We start from the raw sequence: 19,315 nt of genomic DNA on the forward strand, positions 1-19,315 counted from the left end.
GGAGTACGCAGTGACCATCACCCAGCCGGATCTCAGCGTCTTCGAGACCGTGGAGTCGGAGGTGCGCGGGGGCTCGGCCGTGTACGTCAGCGCCGTGGGGCGCCGGGAAACACGACCGGGCCTATCCGGTACAGCACCTCGGGCTCGTGGCCCGCCTCCGGGAAGGTGTCGGCGCCGAACAGCACCGTCTTGTCCAGCGCGGCGGCGTGGCGCTCCGCGAAGGAGGTGAACAGGCGGTTCGAGGGGGTGTTGTCGGGGGTGACCGTGGTCTCCAGGGTGTCGATGCCGGACTCTTCGCCGACGCGCAGCGCCAGGCCGTCGAGCATCGCGGCGGCGAGGCCCCGGCCGCGCGCCGCCTCGTCCACGGCCACCTGCCAGACGAGCAGGGTGCGGGGGCTGCCGGGGCGCGTGTACCCGGTGATGAAGCCGACGGGCTCGCCGTCGGCGCCGCGTGCGACGACCGAGGTTGCCGCGAAGTCCCGGCACCACAGCAGATAGCTGTAGGAGGAGTTGAGGTCGAGCGTCCTGGAGTCGCGGGCGATGCGCCAGATCGCGGCTCCGTCCTCCGTGCGTGGAGCGTCGAGCTTCAGTCCCTCCGGCATTTCCAGGAAATCGCTAGGGGCACGTGCATGGTCTGCTTGTGCGGCGGTCATGCGGATTCAATTTACCCAGCAGAATCTGAAACTGCACGGGCGTGAGGGGTTACATGAAGGGGCGCATTGTGTTATCGCGCGGGGGCGCGCAGGCGCGCAAAACCCCCGGGAATCCCGCAGATGTATGCGGGTTTTTCTGGACAAAGCACCCCGGCTGTGGAGTGTGTCACAGTGGCGTAACGACCCTGAGATCGGTCCGAATTACCGTGGCTGAAGCTAGCGGAATCTTGATGTTTGAGGTGGCGGAAAGCGGGCACAAGAATGCGGGGGCCTGTGCTCCAAACCAGGCGTGAAATGTATCTTAATTTGTCGCGCCCCGCAGCACCCCGGTATTCGCGATAACCGAGCCGGGCGGCCGGGAGCCGGGCACCGGACCCGTACACGCCGTACAGGCGCGTGCACTCGTACAGTGCTGTCCATGAGTCTCCGCGCGATGCTGCACATCAAGGGGCGGGTGCTGGCCGGACCCGAGGACGTACGCGACGAGCTGTGGGTGGTGGACGGGCACGTCACCTACGAGCGGCCGCCCGCGGCCCTCCCCGAGACCGTCCTGGAGGGCTGGGCGCTGCCCGGCCTGGTCGACGCGCACTGCCACGTCGGACTGGACGCGCACGGCCCCGTGGACGACTTCACCAGCGAGAAGCAGGCGCTCACCGACCGGGAGGCGGGCGCGCTGCTGCTGCGCGACGCGGGCTCGCCCTCCGACACCAGCTGGGTGGACGACCGCATGGACCTGCCCCGGCTCATCCGCGCGGGCCGCCACATCGCCCGCACCCGCCGCTACATCCGCAACTACGCGCACGAGATCGAGCCCGGCGACCTGGCCGCCTATGTGCGCAGGGAGGCGCGGCGCGGCGACGGCTGGGTCAAGCTCGTCGGCGACTGGATCGACCGGGAGGAGGGCGACCTGACGGCCTGCTGGCCGCGCTGGGCGATCGACGAGGCCATCGCCGCGGCCCACGAGGAGGGCGCCCGGGTCACCGCGCACTGCTTCGCCGAGGACTCCCTGTACGACCTGGTGGAAGCGGGCATCGACTGCATCGAACACGCCACCGGGCTGACGGAGGACACCATCCCGCTGTTCGCCGAGCGCGGGGTGGCCATCGTGCCGACCCTCGTCAACATCGCCACCTTCCCCGCCCTGGCCGACGGCGGCCAGGCGAAGTTCCCCCGCTGGGCGGACCATATGCGGCGGCTGCACGAGCGGCGCTACGAGACCGTACGTGCCGCCTGGGACGCGGGCATCCCGGTCTTCACCGGCACCGACGCGGGCGGCTCCCTGGAGCACGGGCTGGTCGGCCAGGAGGTCGCCGAGCTGGTCGAGGCGGGGATTCCGGTCCGTGACGCGCTGTCCGCGGCGACCTGGGGCGCGCGCTCCTGGCTCGGCCGCCCCGCGCTGGCCGAGGGCGACCCCGCCGACCTGGTCGTCTACCCCGCCGACCCCCGGGACGACGTCGGCGTCCTGATGGCCCCGCGCCATGTGGTGCTGCGCGGGCGTGTGGTGCGGTGAGATTTCCCGGAGAATTTTCCGCGGGAGTGTCGAGAACGCCCGCGCAGCCCGGACGTCTCCTGTGAGAGGCGCCCGCACCGGGCGCCGCGCCGCAGAGGAGACGACTATGAAGTACATGCTGATGGTGCTGGGCAACCAGGCCGAGTACGACGCCATGGAGGGTAAGTCGGACGGTTCCGTGGTGTGGACGGAGAGCACGCTGAAGGCGATGTTCGACTACATGGGAGCCATCAACGACGACCTCGCGGAGTCCGGCGAGCTGATCGACGCGCAGGGGCTGACGGCCCCCGCCGAGGCCAAGGCGGTCACCGTGCGGGACGGCAGGACCGTGGTGTCCGACGGACCGTTCGTGGAGGCCAAGGAGGTGCTGGCCGGGTACTGGCTGGTGGACGTGGCGAACGAGCAGCGCGCCCTCGACATCGCGGCGCGCGTCTACGAGTGCCCCGTCGCGGACGGCTCGGTCGTGCTGCCGGTCATCGTCCAGCCCGTGGACTCGGGCAGCGGCGAGGCGTGAGCATCCCGGGACGCACGTCCGACGAGGACCTGCTGCGCCGTCTGGTGCCGCAGGTCCTCGGCGCCCTCGTACGCCGCTACGGCCACTTCGACGCCGCCGAGGACGCCGTGCAGGAGGCGCTGCTCGCCGCCGTGCGGCAGTGGCCCGAGAGCGGGAGACCCGACAACCCGCGCGGCTGGCTCATCCGCGTCGCCTCCCGCAGGCTCGCCGACACGCTGCGCGCCGAGGAGGCCCGCAGACGCCGCGAGGAGCGGTCGCTGGCGCACACACCGCGCGACGAGCTGCACGCCCCGCCGCCGGACGAGAACCGGGCGCCCACCGAGGACGACACCCTCACGCTGCTCTTCCTGTGCTGCCATCCGGCGCTCAGCGAGGAGTCGCGGGTCGCGCTCACCCTGCGCGCCGTCGGCGGCCTGACCACCGCCGAGATCGCCCGCGCCTACCTCGTGCCGGAAGCCACCATGGCGCAGCGCATCAGCCGGGCGAAACGCCGGGTCCGCGCCGCGGGCGCACGCTTCGTACCGCCGGCGGGCGGCGAACGGGGCGACCGGCTCAGCGCGGTGCTGCACGTGCTGTATTTGGTCTTCAACGAGGGGTACACGGCCACCGCGGGCAGCAGCCTGCAGCGCCGGGACCTCGCCGCCGAGGCCGTCCGGCTCGCCCGCGCCCTGCGCGGGCTGCTCCCGGGGAACGGCGAGGTGGCGGGGCTGCTGGCGCTGATGCTGCTGACCGACGCGCGGCGCGAGGCGCGCACCGGGCCCGACGGCGAGCTGGTACCGCTGCCCGAGCAGGACCGCGGACTGTGGCGCACGGACGCCATCGAGGAGGGCGTCGCACTGGTCACCGAGGCGCTCACCAGCGGCCCCCCGGGCCCGTACCAGCTCCAGGCGGCCATCGCCGCCGTGCACGACGAGGCGCCCACCGCGGCGGACACCGACTGGCCGCAGATCCTCGCCCTGTACGAGCTGCTGGCCCGGCTCGCGCCGGGGCCCGTCGTCGCGCTCAACCACGCGGTGGCCGCCGCCATGGTGCACGGGCCGCGCGTCGGCCTCGGCAGACTGGCCGCGCTGGAGGACGATCCGGGGATGGCCGACCACCACCGCCTCGCCGCCGTCCGCGCCCACCTGCTGGAGATGGCGGGCGAACCGGGGGCGGCGCGCATGGCGTACGACACGGCGGCCGAGCGCACCCTGAGCCTGCCGGAGCGCCGCTATCTGCGCTCCCGCGCGGCCCGGCTCGCATGACACCGCCCGGTCGCGGTGCGCGGGGAATAGCCCCTCCCCGCGCGCCGTTGCCGCCGTCATGCGAGTAGAGATCTGGTCGGACATCGCCTGCCCCTGGTGCTACATCGGCAAGGCGCGCTTCGAGAAGGGGCTGGCCGCGTTCGCCCACCGGGGCGAGGTGGAGATCGAGCACCGCTCCTTCGAACTGGACCCCTCGGCGGGCGAGCCGACCGGGCAGCCGGTGACCGCCATGCTCGCGGGCAAGTACGGTCTCACGCCGGAGCAGGCGGAGGCCGCCGAGCGGCGTGTCGCCGACACCGCGCGCGGCGAGGGCCTCGGCTACGCCCTGGGCCGCCGGGCGAACGGTTCGACGTTCGCCCTGCACCGCCTGCTGCACCACGCCAAGGCGCGCGGCGGGGGCGTCCGGGACGCCCTGCTCGACGCCCTCTACCGGGCGAACTTCGCCGACTCGCGCCCGCTGGGCGACCCGGAGACCGTCCTCGGCACCGCGGTCGCCGCCGGGCTGGACGAGGCGGAAGCGCGCGCCGTCCTCGCCGACGAGAGCGCCTACGCCGAGGACGTGCGGGCCGACCAGCGCGAGGCCGCCCGGCTCGGCGCCACGGGTGTGCCGTTCTTCGTGATCGACCGCCGCTTCGGGGTCTCCGGCGCACAGCCCGCCGAGGTCTTCACCCAGGCGCTCGACCAGGCGTACGCGGCGGGCGGCGGGCTGGAGACCGTGCCGGCGGCCGCCTCCTCCGGCGACGCGCCCGTCTGCGACGATGGAGCGTGCGAGGTACCGGACCCGAGGTCCTGACCGGACCGCACCCGAGAGGGGACGCCTGTGACAGAGCGCAAGCCGCCCGGCATCACCTTCGAGACCTGGGCCGACCGGCAGATCCGGGAGGCCGAGGAGCGGGGGGAGTTCGCGGATCTGCCGGGCGCGGGCAAGCCCCTCCCGGACGAGCGGGCCCCCTACGACGAGCAGTGGTGGGTCGCCCGCAAGATGCGCGACGAGCAGCTCGCGTATCTGCCGCCCTCGCTGGCGCTGCGCAAGGAGGCCGACGAGGCCCGGGAGGCGCTCACCCGGGCCCGGTCGGAGTCCGAGGTCCGCCGTATCGTCACGGCGATCAACGAGAAGATCCGCGAGGCGATCAGGCACCCGCCACAGGGCCCGCCGCACCGCCTGGTGCCCTTCGACGAGGAGCGGGCCGTGCGCGAGTGGCGGGACGCCCGGCCCTGAGCGGGCCCGGCACGGAGGGCCCGGCGCGTCCGGCCCCGCTCACGCCTCGCCGCGCGCCATCGCGATCAGCCGCTCCAGCACCTGCCCCCGGCTGATCCGCAGCCCGTCGTGCTCCCACTCGCTGGTCACCCAGGTGCGGGTGCCGCGTATCGCCCGCGCGGTGGCCATCGAGTCCTCCCGGTCCACGTACATGTCGTCGTAGTACACCGCCGCGTACACCGGCACCTCGTTGGCCGCCAGCCGCTCCGGGTCGTACAGGTCCGGCCAGTCGCCCCGCTCGGCCAGCAGGTGCGCCGTCTCCCGCAGCGGGACGAGCGCGGGGTCGGTCTCGAACAGCCACGGGTAGATCATCTCCCCCGTGAACCGCACGGGCCGCCCCTCCGCCAGCGCCCGCCGGGCGTCGAACTCGGGGAACTCGTCGCGCACCCGCTGTGCCGCCCACCGGGTGCCGTCCGCGCTGACCGAGCGCTGCCCGTAGGTGGCCTCGTGCACCAGCGCGAACAGCGGGCTGGCGGAGAGCGAGACCTGGGCGCGCACGCCCTCCAGGAACGCGTCGGACAGCACCGGCCCCGCCGGGCCGGAGATCCAGGCGCCCTCCAGCAGATAGTGCAGCGTGTCGTGGCCGGGGCCCATGCCCAGCAGCATGCCGAGCCACTGGAAGCGCTCCACGGTCAGCGGGCTGCCGTCCGGCAGCGCCACCTCGTGCTCCGCCAGGTGCTCGGCGATCCGCCGCACCGCGGCGACGTCCTGCGGGTAGCGCGCGTAGTACGCCTCGTTCTTGGCGGCGACCCGGGGGTAGGCGGCGCGGTAGACGTCGTCCGCGCCGACCCGCAGCCCCGGCAGCCCGCCGGTGACGAACGCCTCGCGGATGCCCTCGGGCGCGTACGACAGGTAGGTGGTCGTGCAGAAGCCGCCGAAGCTCTGTCCGAGGGTGGACCACCGCACGTCCTCGCCCAGCAGCCGCTTCCGGATGGTCTCCGCGTCCCGCACGATGGAGTCCGCGCGGAACAGCGCCAGATAGTCGGCCTGTTCGCGCGGGGTGCCGCGCAGGGCGAGCGACTGGCGGTTCGCCGGGGTGGACCGCCCGGTGCCGCGCTGGTCGAGCAGCAGCACGCGGTAGTGGCGCAGCGCGGGGGCCCACCAGTCCGGGCCCACGGGGCGGGGCGAGCCGTGGCCGGGGCCGCCCTGGAGGTAGACCAGCCAGGGCAGGTCCTCGTGCTCCCGGTCCGCCGCGACCAGTTCCCTCGCGTAGACCTCGATCTGCTCGCCGCCCGGGTCGGAGTGGTCCAGCGGTACGGAGAACCAGTGATCGGTCAGGACAGTGCCCGGGTGCCGGAGCGTGCTGGTCAAAGGGACCTCCCTGTGCTCGGTCAGACGTGGTCGTAGGTAGTCGGACGTGGTCAGACGTCGGCGAGTGCCGCCGCCAGTGCGGTGGCGAACGCCTCCGTCGTCGCCGTGTCCCGCACCGCCATCCTGAACCACTCGGGTCCCAGGCCGGGAAAGGTGTCCCCCCTGCGCACCGCGAAGCCCCGCTCGCGCAGCCGGCCGCGCAGCGCCGCCGCGCCGGGGTGGCGCACCAGCAGAAAGGGCCCCTCCGGCGCGTCCGTCGCCGTCCGCAGGCCCGCCGCGCGGAAGGCGGCGAGCCGGTCCAGCAGATACCCGCGGTCGGCGGTGAACCGCTGTGCCGCCTCCTGGGCCTCGGCGTACGCCTCCGGGGTGCTGCACGCCTCGGCGGCCGCCAGCGCGGGCGCGGAGACCGGCCACAGCGGCTGCCGGCGGGCCAGGGCGCGCACGGTAGCCGGGTCGCTCAGCACATAGCCGATCCGCAGCCCCGCCAGCCCCCACGTCTTGGTGAGGCTGCGCAGCACCACCGTCCGGCCGGGCAGCCGGTCCAGCAGCGGCACCAGGGACTCGCGCTCCTCCGGTACGGCGTCGATGAACGCCTCGTCCACGACCAGCGTCCGCCCCGCGCGGGCGAGAGCCGCCAGCGCGGCGGACGGGTGCAGCACGGACGTGGGGTTCGTGGGGTTCCCCAGCACCACCAGATCGGCGTCCTCCGGCACCCGGGCCCCGGGCCCTTCCGCGTCCAGCCGGAAGCCGTCCGCCGGGTCGAGCAGCACTCTGCCGACCCGGTGCCCGGCGTCGCGCAGCGCCGCCTCCGGCTCCGTGAACTGCGGGTGCACGACGACCGGACGGCGGGCCGGCAGGGCGCGTGCGAGCAGCACGAACGCCTCCGCCGCTCCCGCCGTCAGCAGCACGCGCTCCGGCGCCAGGCCGTGCCGTGCCGCCACCGCGCTCCGCGCGGCGGTGCCGTCCGGATAGGCGGCGAGACCGTCCAGCGAGGCGGCGAGGCGCGCGCGGAGCCACGGCGGCGGGGTGCCGCCGCGCACATTGACCGCCAGGTCCGTCAGCTCCGCGCCGGCGCCGCGCACTTCCGCGTCACCGTGGTGACGCAGGTCGTGCGCGTCCGCGCCGCGGGCCGCCTCGCGCTCAGTGGGTGTGCGCATGGCTTCCGTGGTGATGGTGGCCGTGGCCGTGGTCGTGCCCGTCCTCGTCGGGGTGGAAGTGCGGCTGCTGCGGCAGGCCCACCTTGTCCTCGAAGCCGGGCAGCGTGATCCGGTAGACGCACGAGTCGCAGTTCATCCGGCTGTCGCCCGCCAGGGCCTCCCGGTAGCGCTCCATGACCAGCTCGGCCAGCTCGTCGGTGGGGCCCAGGACGTCGGCGTTCAGCACCTCGGTCCCGGGGTTCGCCTCGGCCCACTCCCGGGACTGCCCCACGACGCGGTCCGGCAGCACGCCGGTGAACAGGAAGTACGGCAGCACCACGACCCGCTGGGCGCCCAGCTTCCGGCAGCGCTCCAGGCCCGCGTACACGTCCGGCTCCGCCAGCGACACGAAGGCCGGCTCCACACCCGCGTAACCGCGCCCCTCCCACAGCAGCCGCGCCGCCTTGTGCACCTCGGAGTTGGCGTCCGGGTCGGTCGACCCCCGGCCGACCAGCAGCACCCACACCCCGGCCCGCTCCTCGGGCGGCACCGGGCCGCCGCCCAGCGCCTCCTCCAGCCGCCGCTCCAGGACGGAGACCAGCGAGGGGTGCGGCCCCAGCTCCCGCCCGTAGCGGTACGTGATCGCGGGGTGGCGCTCCTTCTCGCGCGCCAGCGCGGCCGGCACGTCGCCCTTGGCGTGCCCGGCGGCGACCAGCATCAGCGGGACGGCCGCGAAGTCCGTCACGCCGCGCTCGACCATGTCGGCCACCGAGGTGCCCAGCACGGGCGGCGACAGCTCGATGAAGCCGCCGCCGACGGGGATGTCCGGGTTCCGCTTGCCCAGGTCGGCGACGAACGAGCGGAATGCCTCGGCACCGTCGTCGTCACGGGTGCCGTGGCCGACGAGCAGCAGAGCGGGCGGGGTTGTCACGATTTCTCCTTCTGGGGGTTGTGCACGGAGGCCGGTTCGGCGTACAGCAGGGCGTTGACCGCGGCTGCCGCGACTGCCGAACCGCCCTTCTCCGATACGTTGCTGACGGCGGGCAGCCCGCTCGCGCGCAGCGCCGCCTTGGACTCGGCGGCGCCCACGAAGCCGACGGGCAGCCCGATGACGAGCACGGGAGCGACGTCCAGCGCGAGGACCTCGTACAGCGCGGTGGGCGCACAGCCGATCACCCATACGGCGCCGGGTCCCACCTGCTCGTAGGCGAGCCGCACGGCGTGCGCCGAGCGGGTCAGATCCGGCGACGAGGCCGCGTCCGCCAGCCGGCACACCGTCTCGCGGCGGGTGATGCCGGAGGCGACCATTTCGACGTCCGTGACGACAGGCGCGCCGCGCTCGTGCAGCGCGGTGTGAGCGGTACGCAGCGCCGCCTCGTCGGTGACCAGATCGGTGGCGTACTCCACATCGGCGCTGGAGTGGATGACACGTTCCACCACGGCGCGGGTCAGCGGCGGAAAGCCGGTGGTGTCGAGACGGGAGCGCAGGATGCGGTACGACTCCTGCTCGATGGGATGGACGGTACGGGGTGTGTTCACAGCGGTCCGGTTTCCTCTATGGCGTCCACCGGGCACACCTCGATGCACTCGCCGCACCCCGAACACAGGTCGGCGCGGACGAGCAGCACGCCCCCTCGGGGGCGGATGGCACGGTCGGGACAGGTGAGCAGACAGGCGCCACAGCCCGCGCAGCGGCCGGTGACGCGTACGGGAGCCGGGAGCGGTGACGCGGTCATGACTGCCACCGGTAGCCGCGCGGAGTGACCATACGGCCCGCGATCTCACGGGTCGCGGTGTTGCCGACGGTCACCACGGTCATCATGTCGACCGTCGCGGGGTCGAGCGCGCCCAGCGTCGTCAGGGTGGTGCGCTCGTCGGCGCGGGTGGCGCTGCGGACGACGCCCACCGGCGTACCGGCGTCGCGGTGCTCCGCGAGGATGCCCAGGGCCTTCGGAAGCTGCCAGTCCCGGCCGCGCGAACGGGGGTTGTAGAAGGTCACCACGATGTCCGCCTCGGCCAGGGCCCGCACCCGGCGCTCGATCACCTCCCAGGGCGTGTGCAGGTCGGAGAGGCTGACGGAGGCGTGGTCGTGCCCCAGCGGCGCGCCCAGCAGCGCGGAGGCGGCCAGCGCCGCGGTCACCCCGGGCACCCCGACCACGTCGATGTCGCGGCTCGCCTCCGCCAGGGCGGGCGAGGCCATGGCGTACACGCCCGCGTCACCGCTCCCGATCAGCGCCACCGCGTGCCCCTCGCGGGCCCGCGCCACGGCCGTACGGGCCCGCTCCTCCTCCGCGCCCAGCCCGGACTCCAGCACCCGGGTGCCGGGGCGCAGCAGATCGCGGACCTGCTCCACATACTGGTCCAGGCCGACGAGGACGGAGGCGCGGCGCAGCTCCTCGCGGGCCCGCGGCGTCAGCAGGTCGCGCGCCCCCGGCCCGAGCCCGACGACGGCGAGCCGTCCCCGCGGCGCGCGCCGGGCCACGGCCGCCGTCGCCATCGCCGCACGCCCCTGTGGCGCGGACTTCCGCTTGGGCACGAGCAGCTCGCCCCCGCCCGCGGCGTACAGCGCCGCCGCCTCGGCCACGGACGGCGTGCCGACGGCCTCCCGCGGCGCCTGGGAGGGATTCGGCACGGCGACCTGGGCGAGCGCGCCGGCCGGGTACGCGCGCAGCGGCACCCCCAGCGTTCCCGCGGCCGCCAGCAGGCCGGGCTCCGCCGCCTTCGCCTCGACCGTGGCCAGCTCCGCGACGGAGCGGACCGACAGCCCCGCACCCTCCAGCGCCCCTTCGACGAGGCCGAGCACCTCCTCCTCCGGCACGCCCTTGCTGGCGCCCACACCGACGGTGAGCGACGGGGGCCGCAGCACGGCCGAGGTGGGGGAGGAGGGGACGTCCGTACGGTCGGTGAGGTGCAGCACGGCGTCCGCGGCCGGCTCCCGCGCGGCGTCCTCCGCCACGTTCGGCGGGAGCGCCGGCAGCGGCCACCGCGCGTCCGCGCGCAGCGCGACCGGGGCGCCGTCCAGCAGCGCGCGCGAGACGGCCGCCACGGCGCCCTCCACCGGCCAGCCCAGGGTGTCCAGCCCCGGCACGTCCGCGGCGTCGGTCGCGGTCGTCACGACGGCCGTGCAGCCGGGCAGCGCGTCGGCCACCTGGTGCGCCAGCGTGTTCGCACCGCCCGCGTGGCCGCCCAGCAGCGCGACCGCGAACCGCTGCGCCTCGTCCACGCACACCACGCCCGGATCCCCGCTCTTGTCGCGCAGCAGCGGTGCGACCAGCCGCACGGTCGCACCGGTCGCCAGGAAGCACACCAATTGCCCGCACTCGGCGAAGGCGCGCTCGACGGCCTCCCGGACGTCGCGGACACCGGGCGGCGCGTACACGCGCGTACGGTCGGGCCAGGCGGCGGCCAGCCGTTCGCAGGCCGCTGCGCCGGCCGCCGTGGCGGAGATCAGGCCGATCACGAGAGTGCTCCTTGGGGGGACGGTGCGGAAGCGGGGCGGGTGCCCCACAGGACGAACACGGGGTTGGTGGCGGCCAGCCGGACCGCGTCCCCGGGCAGCGGCGCGAGCCGCGAGGACTGCAGGAGCACGCCGTCCGGCGCCAACCCGCACTCCGCGAGCGCCGCCCGCACGGCGGGCACCCGGTCCAGCGCGGCCAGCGTGACGACGACAGTGCGGCGCGCGCGGCGCGCACAGGCGGTGACGATCTCGGGCAGCTCCCGGCCGCCTCCGCCGACGAACACGGCGTCGGGATCCGGCAGCGCGTCCAGCGCGCCCGGCGCGGCTCCGTGCACCACCTCGACGTCCACGCCGTGCGCCGCGGCGTTCGCGCGGACGCGCCCGGCGCCGTCGGCGCTCTTCTCCACCGCCACGGCGGCCGCGCCCAGCCGCGCGCACTCCACGGCGACCGAGCCGGAGCCCGCGCCGACGTCCCAGACCAGCTCGCCCGCACGCGGCCCCAGCCGGGCCAGCGCCAGGGCCCGCACCTCGAACTTGGTGACCATCGAGTCGCGGTGCGCGAACTCCTCCTCGGGCAGCGCCCACGGCGCCGACTCCCGTGCGGGACCGGCGAGCGCGCGCTGCGCCGGCGCCAGCGCGCGCCCCTGGTCCAGGCACAGCACCACGCTGACGGCCTCCCAGGAGCGCCCCGCGGCCTCGGCCGGGGTGACGTGCTCCACGCGCTCCCCTGGCCCCCCGAGGTCCGACGCGACCACGAGCGTGCGCGGCGCGCCGCAGCGCGCCAGCGCCGCGCCCAGCTCGGCGGGCCCGGCGCCGGGCCCGGTGAGCACGGCGGTCTTGGGGTGCGCCCGGCACACGTTGACGGCGGTGCGCGGATCGCGGCCGTGCGCGCTGACGACGGCCGCGTCGTCCCACGGCAGCCCGGCGCGGGCGAACGCGGCGGCCACGGACGGGACCGACGGCCTCACCCGCAGCCGCTCCGGGCCGAACCGCTCGGCGAGGGCCCGCACGATGCCGAAGAACCCGGGGTCCCCGGACGCCAGGACGACGACGCGGCTGCCGTCCCCGGCGAGGTGCGCCTCCACCGCGTCCAGCGCCGGGGCCAGCGGTCCGAGGACGACCGTCTCCGCGCCGTCCGGCACCCGTGCTGCCGCAAGATGGCGCCGCGCGCCCACCACGAGGGTGGCCCCCGCCAGGTCCGCCGGGTCCGCCGGACCCCGCGCGCCGCCTCCGGGCCCGCCCCCGGTGCCGGTGCCAGTGCCGGTGCCTATGACCGTGATCATGACAGCAGTCCCCCGCCCCCGGAGTCCGCGACGGCGATGACGTTGCGCCCGGTGAAGTCCACCATCGCGGCCTCCGCCGTGACCGCATGGTCGACAAAACGGGCCATCACCTCCGCCACCCGGCGGCACAGTTCGGCGCCGGCGGCGGGCAGCAGCCCCGCGCCCTCCCACAGCTCGTAGGCGTGCCGCGCCGTGTTCGCCGAGGCGACCTGGCGGGCGACCTCCTCCGGGCCGCCCACCGTGCGCGTGATGTCCGCCAGCACGGTGGTGTCCACCTTGGAGCGCGTGTAGTGCGTCATGAGCACGCCCGAGGCCAGCTTGGTCAGCTTGCCCGCCATGCCGACGAACACCACGCGCGGTACGCCGCCCTCCACGGCGCGCCGGAGCGCGGCGCCCGTGAAGTCGCCGACCTCGATGAACGACACATCCGGGAGCCGGGGCAGCAGCTCCATCGCGCCCTTCTCCGTACGCCCCCCGGTGCACAGCACCACGGCGGGCGCGCGCTGCGCGGAGGCGACGGCCACCGCCTGCTCGACGCTCGCCCGCCAGGACGCCGTCGAGAAGGGGCGCACGATCCCCGTCGTGCCGAGGATCGAAATGCCGCCCAGGATGCCCAGCTTGGCGTTGGTCGTCTTGCGGGCCCGCAGCTCGCCGTCCGGCACGCTGATGGTGACATCGACGCCGCGCTCCGAGACGTCGATGACCTCGCCCACCGCCTGGCTGATCATGCTCCGTGGCACCGGGTTGATGGCCGGACCGCCGACCTCCAGGCCCAGGCCCGGTTTGGTGACCACGCCGACGCCGACCCCGCCGTGCAGCTCCAGGCCGGGCCCGGGGCGCCAGCTCACCGTCGCCGTCAGCTGCGAGCCGTGGGTGACGTCCGGATCGTCGCCCGCGTCCTTCACCACGACCGACTCCGTACGGCCGGGACGCAGCTCGGCGGAGCGCTGCACGGCGAACGTCACCCGCCGCCCGGACGGCAGCGCGACCTCCACCCACGGCTGGGGCTCGCCGGTGGTCAGGTGCAGCGCGGCCGCGCGCGCCGCCGCCGACGCGCAGGTGCCGGTCGTCCAGCCGGTGCGCAGCGCCTTGGGGCGCTGCTTCATGGTGCGCGGCAGATCGGGCTCGCGCAGCTCGGGGCCGGCGGGCTCGGCGGGCTCAGCGGGGTCGGCAGGCCCGGCGGGCCCGGTGGGGCGGTCGTGCGGCGGGTTCGGGGTCACGGATGCGCTCCCGGCCGCGGCCGTTCCGCGGCCCGCTCCTGGCGCAGCGCGCGCCGCGCCTCGGGGTCGGCGCGCCGGAAGCCGTGGAAGTGCCCCGGGTGGTACAAGTGCGAGCGGGTGCCCGAGGCGGACAGCGCGGGGCCCACCAGGAACAGGGTGTGCTTCCAGAGCTTGTGCTCCTTGACGGTCTCCTCCAGCGTCCCGACGGTGCAGCGCAGGATCAGCTCCTCGGGCCAGGTCGCCTGGTACGCGACCACGACCGGGGTGTCCTCCCGGTAGCCGCCCTCCAGCAGCTCGGACACCAGCTGCCCGGAGCGCGCGGCCGACAGGAACAGCGCCATCGTCGTGCCGTGCCGGGCGAACTCGCGGACCTCCTCACCGGGCGGCATGGGCGTCTTGCCGCCGCCCAGCCGGGTGAGCACCACCGACTGCGCGACCTCAGGGACGGTCAGCTCCCGGCCCGCGATCGCGGCCACCGCAGAGAAGGCCGAGACACCGGGGATGATCTCCACGTCGATGCCCAGGGCGGCGCACCGGTCGACCTGCTCCTGCGTGCCGCCCCACAGCGCCGGGTCGCCCGAGTGGATACGCGCCACGCGCAGCCCCTCGCGCAGCGCCCGCTCGTAGACGGCGACGACGTCCTCCAGGGACATCGTCGCGGAGTCCAGGACCTCCGCGTCCTCCCGGGCGTACTCCAGCACCTCCTCGCGCACCAGGCTGGCCGCCCAGATGACGATGTCGGCCTCGGCGATGGCGCGGCTCGCCCGCACGGTGAGCAGGTCGGCGGCGCCGGGCCCGGCGCCCACGATGGTGACCTTCGCAGCGGAGCGGGGGGAAGCGGGGGTGCTCACAGTTTTCCTCCACGGGACTCGCGGCGCGCCGGGGCGATCAGGGTGGACAGATAGGGCAGCGGCTCGCCGTCGGCCAGCTCGGCGGCGGGCCGGACCGACTCACCGGGCAGGCCCAGCGCGGAGCCCCACACCGCGCCCTGTGTGCGGCCGGTGTCCCGCAGCGCGTCCGCGACCTGTCCCGCCAGCCGTCCGAACTTGTACGCCACCACGGTGCCGGGCCCTTCCAGCGCGTCCTTCAGCACCGCCGAGCCGGCCGTGACCGGCACCAGGGTCAGCGGCTCCGTGCCCTCGGCGAGCACGGCGCCGCTGCGCGCGGCGAGGTCCTGCATGGCCGTCACCCCGGGCACCGTCTCGACCCCGAGCTGCGGCACCAGCGCACGGACGGTCTGCGCGAGATAGCCGAACGTCGAGTAGACGTTGGGGTCGCCGATGGTCGCGAACGCCACCGTGCCGTGCGCCCGCAGCAGCTCCGCGACCCGTGCGCCCGCCGCGTCCCAGGCCGCTTCCCTGCGCGCCCGGTCGCTGCGCTCGTTGAGCGCGAAGACGACCCGTACGACCTTCGCGGCGTCCACGTAGTGCAGCACCGTCGCCTCGGCCCTGCCCGTACCGCCGTCCTCCATCACCGGCACCACCACGGTGTCGGCGCCGCGCAGCGCGTTCACGCCCTTGACGGTGACCAGCTCCGGGTCGCCGGGACCGACCCCGACGCCGACCAGCTTCGCGCTCATGCGGCGCACCTTTCCACGAACCTGCGGGCCAGCCGCGGTGCGGCGGCCCAGTGCACATGCAGATAGGAGGCGTGCACCGCGCCCCCGGCGAACCCCTCGGCCCGCCGCTCGGGCCGCACCAGCCCCCATGCGGGCGTGCCGCCCGCGCCCGGGGTGACGGCGGTGCGGTGGAACTCGTGGCCGCGCACCCGGGTGCCGGCGGCGGCCAGCACGGTGTCCTGCACGGCGACGGCCTCCCGGTAGCCGAGCGTCAGCTTCTCCGTCATCCGCGCGGAGGCGTCCAGCACGCCGCACATCGGCTTGCCGTCCAGCTCGCGGGCGAGGTAGAGGAGCCCGGCGCACTCGGCCGTCACCGGCCCGCAGAACGCCGCCAGCTCCTTGCGCAGCGGCTCGTTCGCCGACAGCTCCGGCGCGTACACCTCGGGGAAGCCGCCGCCGACGACGACGCCGCGCGTCCCTTCGGGGAGCGTCTCGTCATGGAGCGGGTCGAACGGGACGACCTCCGCGCCTGCGGCCCGCAGCAGCTCTGTGTGCTCCGCGTACGAGAAGGTGAACGCCGGTCCGCCGGCGACGGCGACGACCGGGTGGTCTGCTTCGCTGCGGCTCGGCGCGCGGTTGCCCGCGCCCCCGCGGGGCGCTGTGGTTCGGCGGGGCGCTGTGGTTCGGGGAGGTCCCTCGGTGCCGGCCTCCGTGTGCGCGTCCCACGCGTCCCCCGGCAGCTCCGGCGCGCTGCGCGCCAGGGCCAGCAGTGCCTCCAGGTCGCAGCCCTCCCGCACCCGGTCCGCCAGCGCGGCCACGGCGGAGACCGCCTCGGCGCGCCGTTCCGCCACCGGCACCAGGCCCAGATGGCGCGAGGGAGCCCGTACGACGGGCGCCCGCCGGAGCGCGCCGAGCACCGGCACACCGGACCCGTCCAGCGCCTCCCGCAGCAGCTCCTCGTGCCGCTCGGACCCCACCTTGTTCAGCACCACCCCGGCGACCCGGACCTCCGGGTCCCAGGAGGCGAAGCCGTGCACCAGCGCGGCCACCGACCGGGACTGCGAGGAGGCGTCGACGACCAGCACGACCGGAGCCCGCAGCAGCTTGGCCACATGCGCGGTGGAGGCCAGTTCGCCCTCGCCGCTCGCGCCGTCGTAGAGCCCCATCACGCCTTCCACCACGGCGAGGTCGGCTCCCGCAGCGCCGTGCGCGAACAGCGGCGCGATCCGCTCCGGGCCGCACAGGTACGCGTCGAGGTTCCGCCCCGGGCGGCCGGTGGCCAGGGCGTGGTAGCCGGGGTCGATGTAGTCGGGCCCGACCTTGTGCGGCGAGACGGCCAGGCCGCGCCCGGCGAACGCGGCCATCAGCCCGGTGGCAACCGTCGTCTTGCCGCTGCCCGAGGCGGGCGCGGCGACGACCAGGCGGGGAACGGTCAGCACGGCGTCACCACTCGATGCCCCGCTGGCCCTTCTGACCGGCGTCCATCGGGTGCTTGACCTTGGTCATCTCCGTCACCAGATCGGCGGCGTCCAGCAGCCCCTGCGGCGCGTTCCGCCCGGTGATGACGACGTGCTGGACGCCCGGCCGGCCGCGCAGCACGGAGACCACCTCGTCGGTGTCCACCCAGCCCCAGTGCATCGGGTAGGTGAACTCGTCCAGCACGTACATCCGGTACGTCTCCGCAGCCAGGTCCCGCTTGACCTGCTCCCAGCCCTCGCGGGCCGCCTCCTCGCTCTCCAGCTCGGCGTCGCGCTGGATCCACGACCAGCCCTCGCCCATCTTGTGCCAGGTCACGGCGCCGCCCTCGCCGGAGGCCCCCAGCGTCCGCAGCGCCTGCTCCTCGCCGACCTTCCACTTGGCCGACTTCACGAACTGGAACACCCCGATCGGCCAGCCCTGGTTCCAGGCGCGCAGCGCCAGCCCGAAGGCCGCCGTCGACTTGCCCTTTCCGGCGCCCGTGTGCACGGCGACCAGCGGCCTGTTGCGGCGCTGGCGGGTGGTGAGGCCGTCGTCGGGCACGACGCTCGGCTGTCCCTTCGGCATTACGCGGCCCTCCGAGTGTGCAGTGCTGTGGCGTGGCGGACGAGGTCGGTCACGGCGTCGGCCCGCAGCTCGTCCAGCGTGACCGCGGGCCCGCCGAGCTCGTGCGCCAGGGCGCCCGCCAGCCCGAGCCGTACCGGCCCCGCTTCGCAGTCGACGACTACCGAGGCGGTGCCGTCGGCCGCCAGCAGGCGCGCCGCGCGCCGCGCGCGGACGACCGGTTCCGGGCCGCCCGTCGCCCTGCCGTCCGTGACGGCCACCAGCAGCGGGCGGCGCGCCGGGTCGCGCATCCGCTCCACCCGCAGCACCTCGCGCGCCCTGAGCAGCCCGGTGGCGAGCGGCGTACGGCCTCCGGTCGGCAGCGCCTCCAGCCGGGCGGCCGCCGCGTCGACCGACGAGGTGGGCGGTAGCGCGACCTCCGCTTCACCCTTGCGGAACGTGACCATGCCGACCTTGTCGCGCCGCTGGTAGGCGTCCAGCAGCAACGACAGTACGGCACCCTTCACGGCGCCCATCCGCTGCCGCGCCGCCATCGAACCGGACGCGTCCACGACGAACAGCACCAGGTTGCCCTCGCGCCCCTCCCGCACGGTCTCCCGCAGGTCGTCCCGGCGCAGCACCAGTCCGGCGCCGGAGCGTCCGCGCGCGTGCTGGTGCGGCGCGGCGGCCTGCACGGTGGCCGCCAGGTGCAGCTTGCCGAGGTTGCCCCGGGGGCGGCGCGCCCCCGTCGTCCGCCCCTGCGCGGTGCGGGCGCGCGACCGCCGTCCCGCCGCGCCCTCGCCCAGTCCGGGCACGGTGAGCGTGCGGGCCTTGAACGGCTCGGCGGCGGGCGCAGCGGGCTTCTCGGGCGCCCGCGCGCTCTGCTCGGACGCACCGGGCTCCGGCGCGCCGGGCTCGGGCGCACTCTGCTCGGCGGGCTGTTCGGCGGGCTGCTCGTCGTGGTGTGGACGGCCCTGCTCGGGCACGGAGGACTCCGGCGGCCGCTGGGGGGACTGCTGCCCGTCCGGGCCGCCGTCGTCCCCGCTGTCCGGCGGCGGCGTGCCGCCCCCGTCCGGGCCGTCCGGGTCCGGGTCCTCGTCCTCGCCGCTGTGCTGCTCCAGGGTCTCGTCGAGCTTGTCCTCGTCGAGGCCCGGTGCGTCGAACGGGTTGCGGCGCCTGCGGTGGGGGAGCGCCAGCAGCGCGGCCTGCCGCACGTCCTCGGCCATGACGTCCGTCCGGCCCACCCACGCGGCCAGCGCGGTCGCCGTACGCGCCATCACCAGATCCGCGCGCATCCCGTCCACCTCGAAGGCGGCACAGGTGGCGGCGATCTGGCGGAGCGCCGAGTCACCCAGGCGCACCTGCGGCAGCAGCGCACGCGCGGCGGCGATCCGGTCCCGCAGCGTCTGCTCGTCGTCCGCCCAGCGGGCGCCGAAGCCCGCCGGATCGTCGTCGTACGCCAGCCGCCGCCGGACGACCTCCACGCGCTCGTCGGGCTCCCGGGACGCCGTGACCTCCACGGTGAGCCCGAACCGGTCGAGCAGCTGCGGCCGCAGCTCGCCCTCCTCGGGGTTCATCGTCCCGACGAGCAGGAAGCGCGCGGCGTGCCGCACGGAGACGCCCTCGCGCTCGACGTACGAGGAGCCCATGGCGGCGGCGTCGAGCAGGACGTCAATGAGGTGGTCATGGAGAAGGTTGACCTCGTCCACGTACAGGATGCCCCGGTGCGCCGCCGCGAGCAGCCCGGGTTCGAATGACTTGACCCCTTCGGAAAGCGCCCGCTCGATGTCCAGTGAGCCGACGAGGCGGTCTTCTGAAGCCCCGACCGGCAGCTCGACGAGCGACGTGGGGCGCCTCGTCTCCGGAGAGGAGCTGTGCGGCCCGTCCGGACACTCGGGGTCGGGGGCGGCGGGGGCGCAGGCGAACCGGCATCCCGGCACGACCGTGATCTCGGGCAGCAGACCGGCCAGCGCACGGACCATGGTGGACTTGGCCGTGCCCTTCTCACCGCGCACGAGGACGCCGCCGACCTGGGGGGACACGGCATTGAGGAGGAGCGCCAGGCGCAGGTCGTCCATGCCGACGATCGCGGTGAAGGGATAGGGAGTGCTCACGCGTCCGTCCTTTCGTGCGGTGCGGAGGGTCGGCCGGG

General features: G+C 75.1%; 19 protein-coding genes. 5 read left to right on the plus strand and 14 right to left on the minus strand.

The window, feature by feature from the left end; translation table 11 throughout:
* Positions 1-86: 86 nt before the first annotated feature.
* Positions 87-602, minus strand: a complete 516-nt coding sequence (gene ectA, locus G5C65_RS11790; protein WP_165298719.1) for a diaminobutyrate acetyltransferase — start codon at positions 600-602, stop codon at positions 87-89.
* A 484-nt stretch (positions 603-1,086) separates the two neighbouring features.
* Between ectA and G5C65_RS11795 the strand changes: the two genes are divergently transcribed.
* The 5 genes from G5C65_RS11795 to G5C65_RS11815 all read left to right on the plus strand — a co-directional run bounded on the left by G5C65_RS11795 (position 1,087) and on the right by G5C65_RS11815 (position 5,140).
* Positions 1,087-2,163, plus strand: coding sequence for an amidohydrolase family protein (locus G5C65_RS11795; RefSeq protein WP_206441679.1), 1,077 nt, complete (start codon positions 1,087-1,089; stop codon positions 2,161-2,163).
* Positions 2,164-2,269: 106 nt separating this feature from the next.
* Positions 2,270-2,677 (plus strand): YciI family protein, encoded by a 408-nt coding sequence (locus tag G5C65_RS11800; RefSeq protein ID WP_165298721.1) that lies wholly within the window; start codon positions 2,270-2,272, stop codon positions 2,675-2,677.
* The gene (locus G5C65_RS11805) at positions 2,674-3,921 is read left to right on the plus strand and encodes an RNA polymerase sigma factor (RefSeq protein WP_338146338.1); all 1,248 of its coding nucleotides are present in this window, start codon (positions 2,674-2,676) and stop codon (positions 3,919-3,921) included. Before G5C65_RS11800 ends, G5C65_RS11805 begins: the two co-directional genes overlap by 4 nt.
* Before the next feature lie 58 nt (positions 3,922-3,979).
* Complete coding sequence (locus G5C65_RS11810) at positions 3,980-4,714, plus strand: DsbA family oxidoreductase (protein ID WP_165298722.1); 735 nt, start codon at positions 3,980-3,982, stop codon at positions 4,712-4,714.
* 27 nt (positions 4,715-4,741) lie between these two features.
* Positions 4,742-5,140, plus strand: a complete 399-nt coding sequence (locus G5C65_RS11815) for a DnaJ family domain-containing protein (RefSeq protein ID WP_165298723.1) — start codon at positions 4,742-4,744, stop codon at positions 5,138-5,140.
* A gap of 39 nt (positions 5,141-5,179) precedes the next feature.
* Here the strand turns inward: G5C65_RS11815 and G5C65_RS11820 are convergent, their stop codons facing one another.
* The 13 genes from G5C65_RS11820 to G5C65_RS11880 are packed head-to-tail and all read right to left on the minus strand — an operon-like array spanning position 5,180 to position 19,277.
* Positions 5,180-6,490: an alpha/beta fold hydrolase gene (locus tag G5C65_RS11820; protein WP_165298724.1), complete on the minus strand. Its 1,311-nt coding sequence runs from the start codon at positions 6,488-6,490 to the stop codon at positions 5,180-5,182.
* Positions 6,491-6,540: 50 nt separating this feature from the next.
* Complete coding sequence (gene cobC, locus G5C65_RS11825) at positions 6,541-7,647, minus strand: Rv2231c family histidinol phosphate aminotransferase CobC (protein WP_165298725.1); 1,107 nt, start codon at positions 7,645-7,647, stop codon at positions 6,541-6,543.
* Positions 7,631-8,560: a CbiX/SirB N-terminal domain-containing protein gene (locus G5C65_RS11830; protein ID WP_165298736.1), complete on the minus strand. Its 930-nt coding sequence runs from the start codon at positions 8,558-8,560 to the stop codon at positions 7,631-7,633. Before G5C65_RS11830 ends, cobC begins: the two co-directional genes overlap by 17 nt.
* The gene (locus G5C65_RS11835; protein ID WP_165298726.1) at positions 8,554-9,165 is read right to left on the minus strand and encodes a precorrin-8X methylmutase; all 612 of its coding nucleotides are present in this window, start codon (positions 9,163-9,165) and stop codon (positions 8,554-8,556) included. The genes G5C65_RS11830 and G5C65_RS11835 overlap by 7 nt, the downstream gene beginning before the upstream one ends.
* Positions 9,162-9,362, minus strand: a complete 201-nt coding sequence (locus G5C65_RS11840; RefSeq protein ID WP_165298727.1) for a DUF362 domain-containing protein — start codon at positions 9,360-9,362, stop codon at positions 9,162-9,164. The genes G5C65_RS11835 and G5C65_RS11840 overlap by 4 nt, the downstream gene beginning before the upstream one ends.
* Positions 9,359-11,086, minus strand: coding sequence for a precorrin-3B C(17)-methyltransferase (gene cobJ, locus G5C65_RS11845; protein WP_165298728.1), 1,728 nt, complete (start codon positions 11,084-11,086; stop codon positions 9,359-9,361). The genes G5C65_RS11840 and cobJ overlap by 4 nt, the downstream gene beginning before the upstream one ends.
* Entirely contained in the window at positions 11,083-12,366 is a 1,284-nt protein-coding gene (gene cbiE / locus G5C65_RS11850) for a precorrin-6y C5,15-methyltransferase (decarboxylating) subunit CbiE (protein WP_165298729.1), read from the minus strand. Before cbiE ends, cobJ begins: the two co-directional genes overlap by 4 nt.
* Positions 12,363-13,586, minus strand: coding sequence for a cobalt-precorrin-5B (C(1))-methyltransferase (locus G5C65_RS11855; RefSeq protein WP_338146339.1), 1,224 nt, complete (start codon positions 13,584-13,586; stop codon positions 12,363-12,365). The genes cbiE and G5C65_RS11855 overlap by 4 nt, the downstream gene beginning before the upstream one ends.
* Positions 13,583-14,437: a precorrin-4 C(11)-methyltransferase gene (gene cobM / locus G5C65_RS11860; protein WP_165298730.1), complete on the minus strand. Its 855-nt coding sequence runs from the start codon at positions 14,435-14,437 to the stop codon at positions 13,583-13,585. The genes G5C65_RS11855 and cobM overlap by 4 nt, the downstream gene beginning before the upstream one ends.
* On the minus strand, positions 14,434-15,165 hold the full coding sequence (gene cobI, locus G5C65_RS11865) for a precorrin-2 C(20)-methyltransferase (RefSeq protein ID WP_165298731.1): 732 nt from the start codon (positions 15,163-15,165) through the stop codon (positions 14,434-14,436). Before cobI ends, cobM begins: the two co-directional genes overlap by 4 nt.
* On the minus strand, positions 15,162-16,583 hold the full coding sequence (locus tag G5C65_RS11870; protein WP_165298732.1) for a cobyrinic acid a,c-diamide synthase CobB: 1,422 nt from the start codon (positions 16,581-16,583) through the stop codon (positions 15,162-15,164). The genes cobI and G5C65_RS11870 overlap by 4 nt, the downstream gene beginning before the upstream one ends.
* 4 nt (positions 16,584-16,587) lie before the next feature.
* Positions 16,588-17,187, minus strand: a complete 600-nt coding sequence (cobO, locus tag G5C65_RS11875) for a cob(I)yrinic acid a,c-diamide adenosyltransferase (protein WP_165298733.1) — start codon at positions 17,185-17,187, stop codon at positions 16,588-16,590.
* Entirely contained in the window at positions 17,187-19,277 is a 2,091-nt protein-coding gene (locus tag G5C65_RS11880) for a putative cobaltochelatase (RefSeq protein ID WP_165298734.1), read from the minus strand. Before G5C65_RS11880 ends, cobO begins: the two co-directional genes overlap by 1 nt.
* Positions 19,278-19,315: the final 38 nt, after the last annotated feature.

The sequence above is a fragment of the Streptomyces boncukensis genome (assembly GCF_011045075.1).
GTDB lineage: Bacteria > Actinomycetota > Actinomycetes > Streptomycetales > Streptomycetaceae > Streptomyces > Streptomyces boncukensis.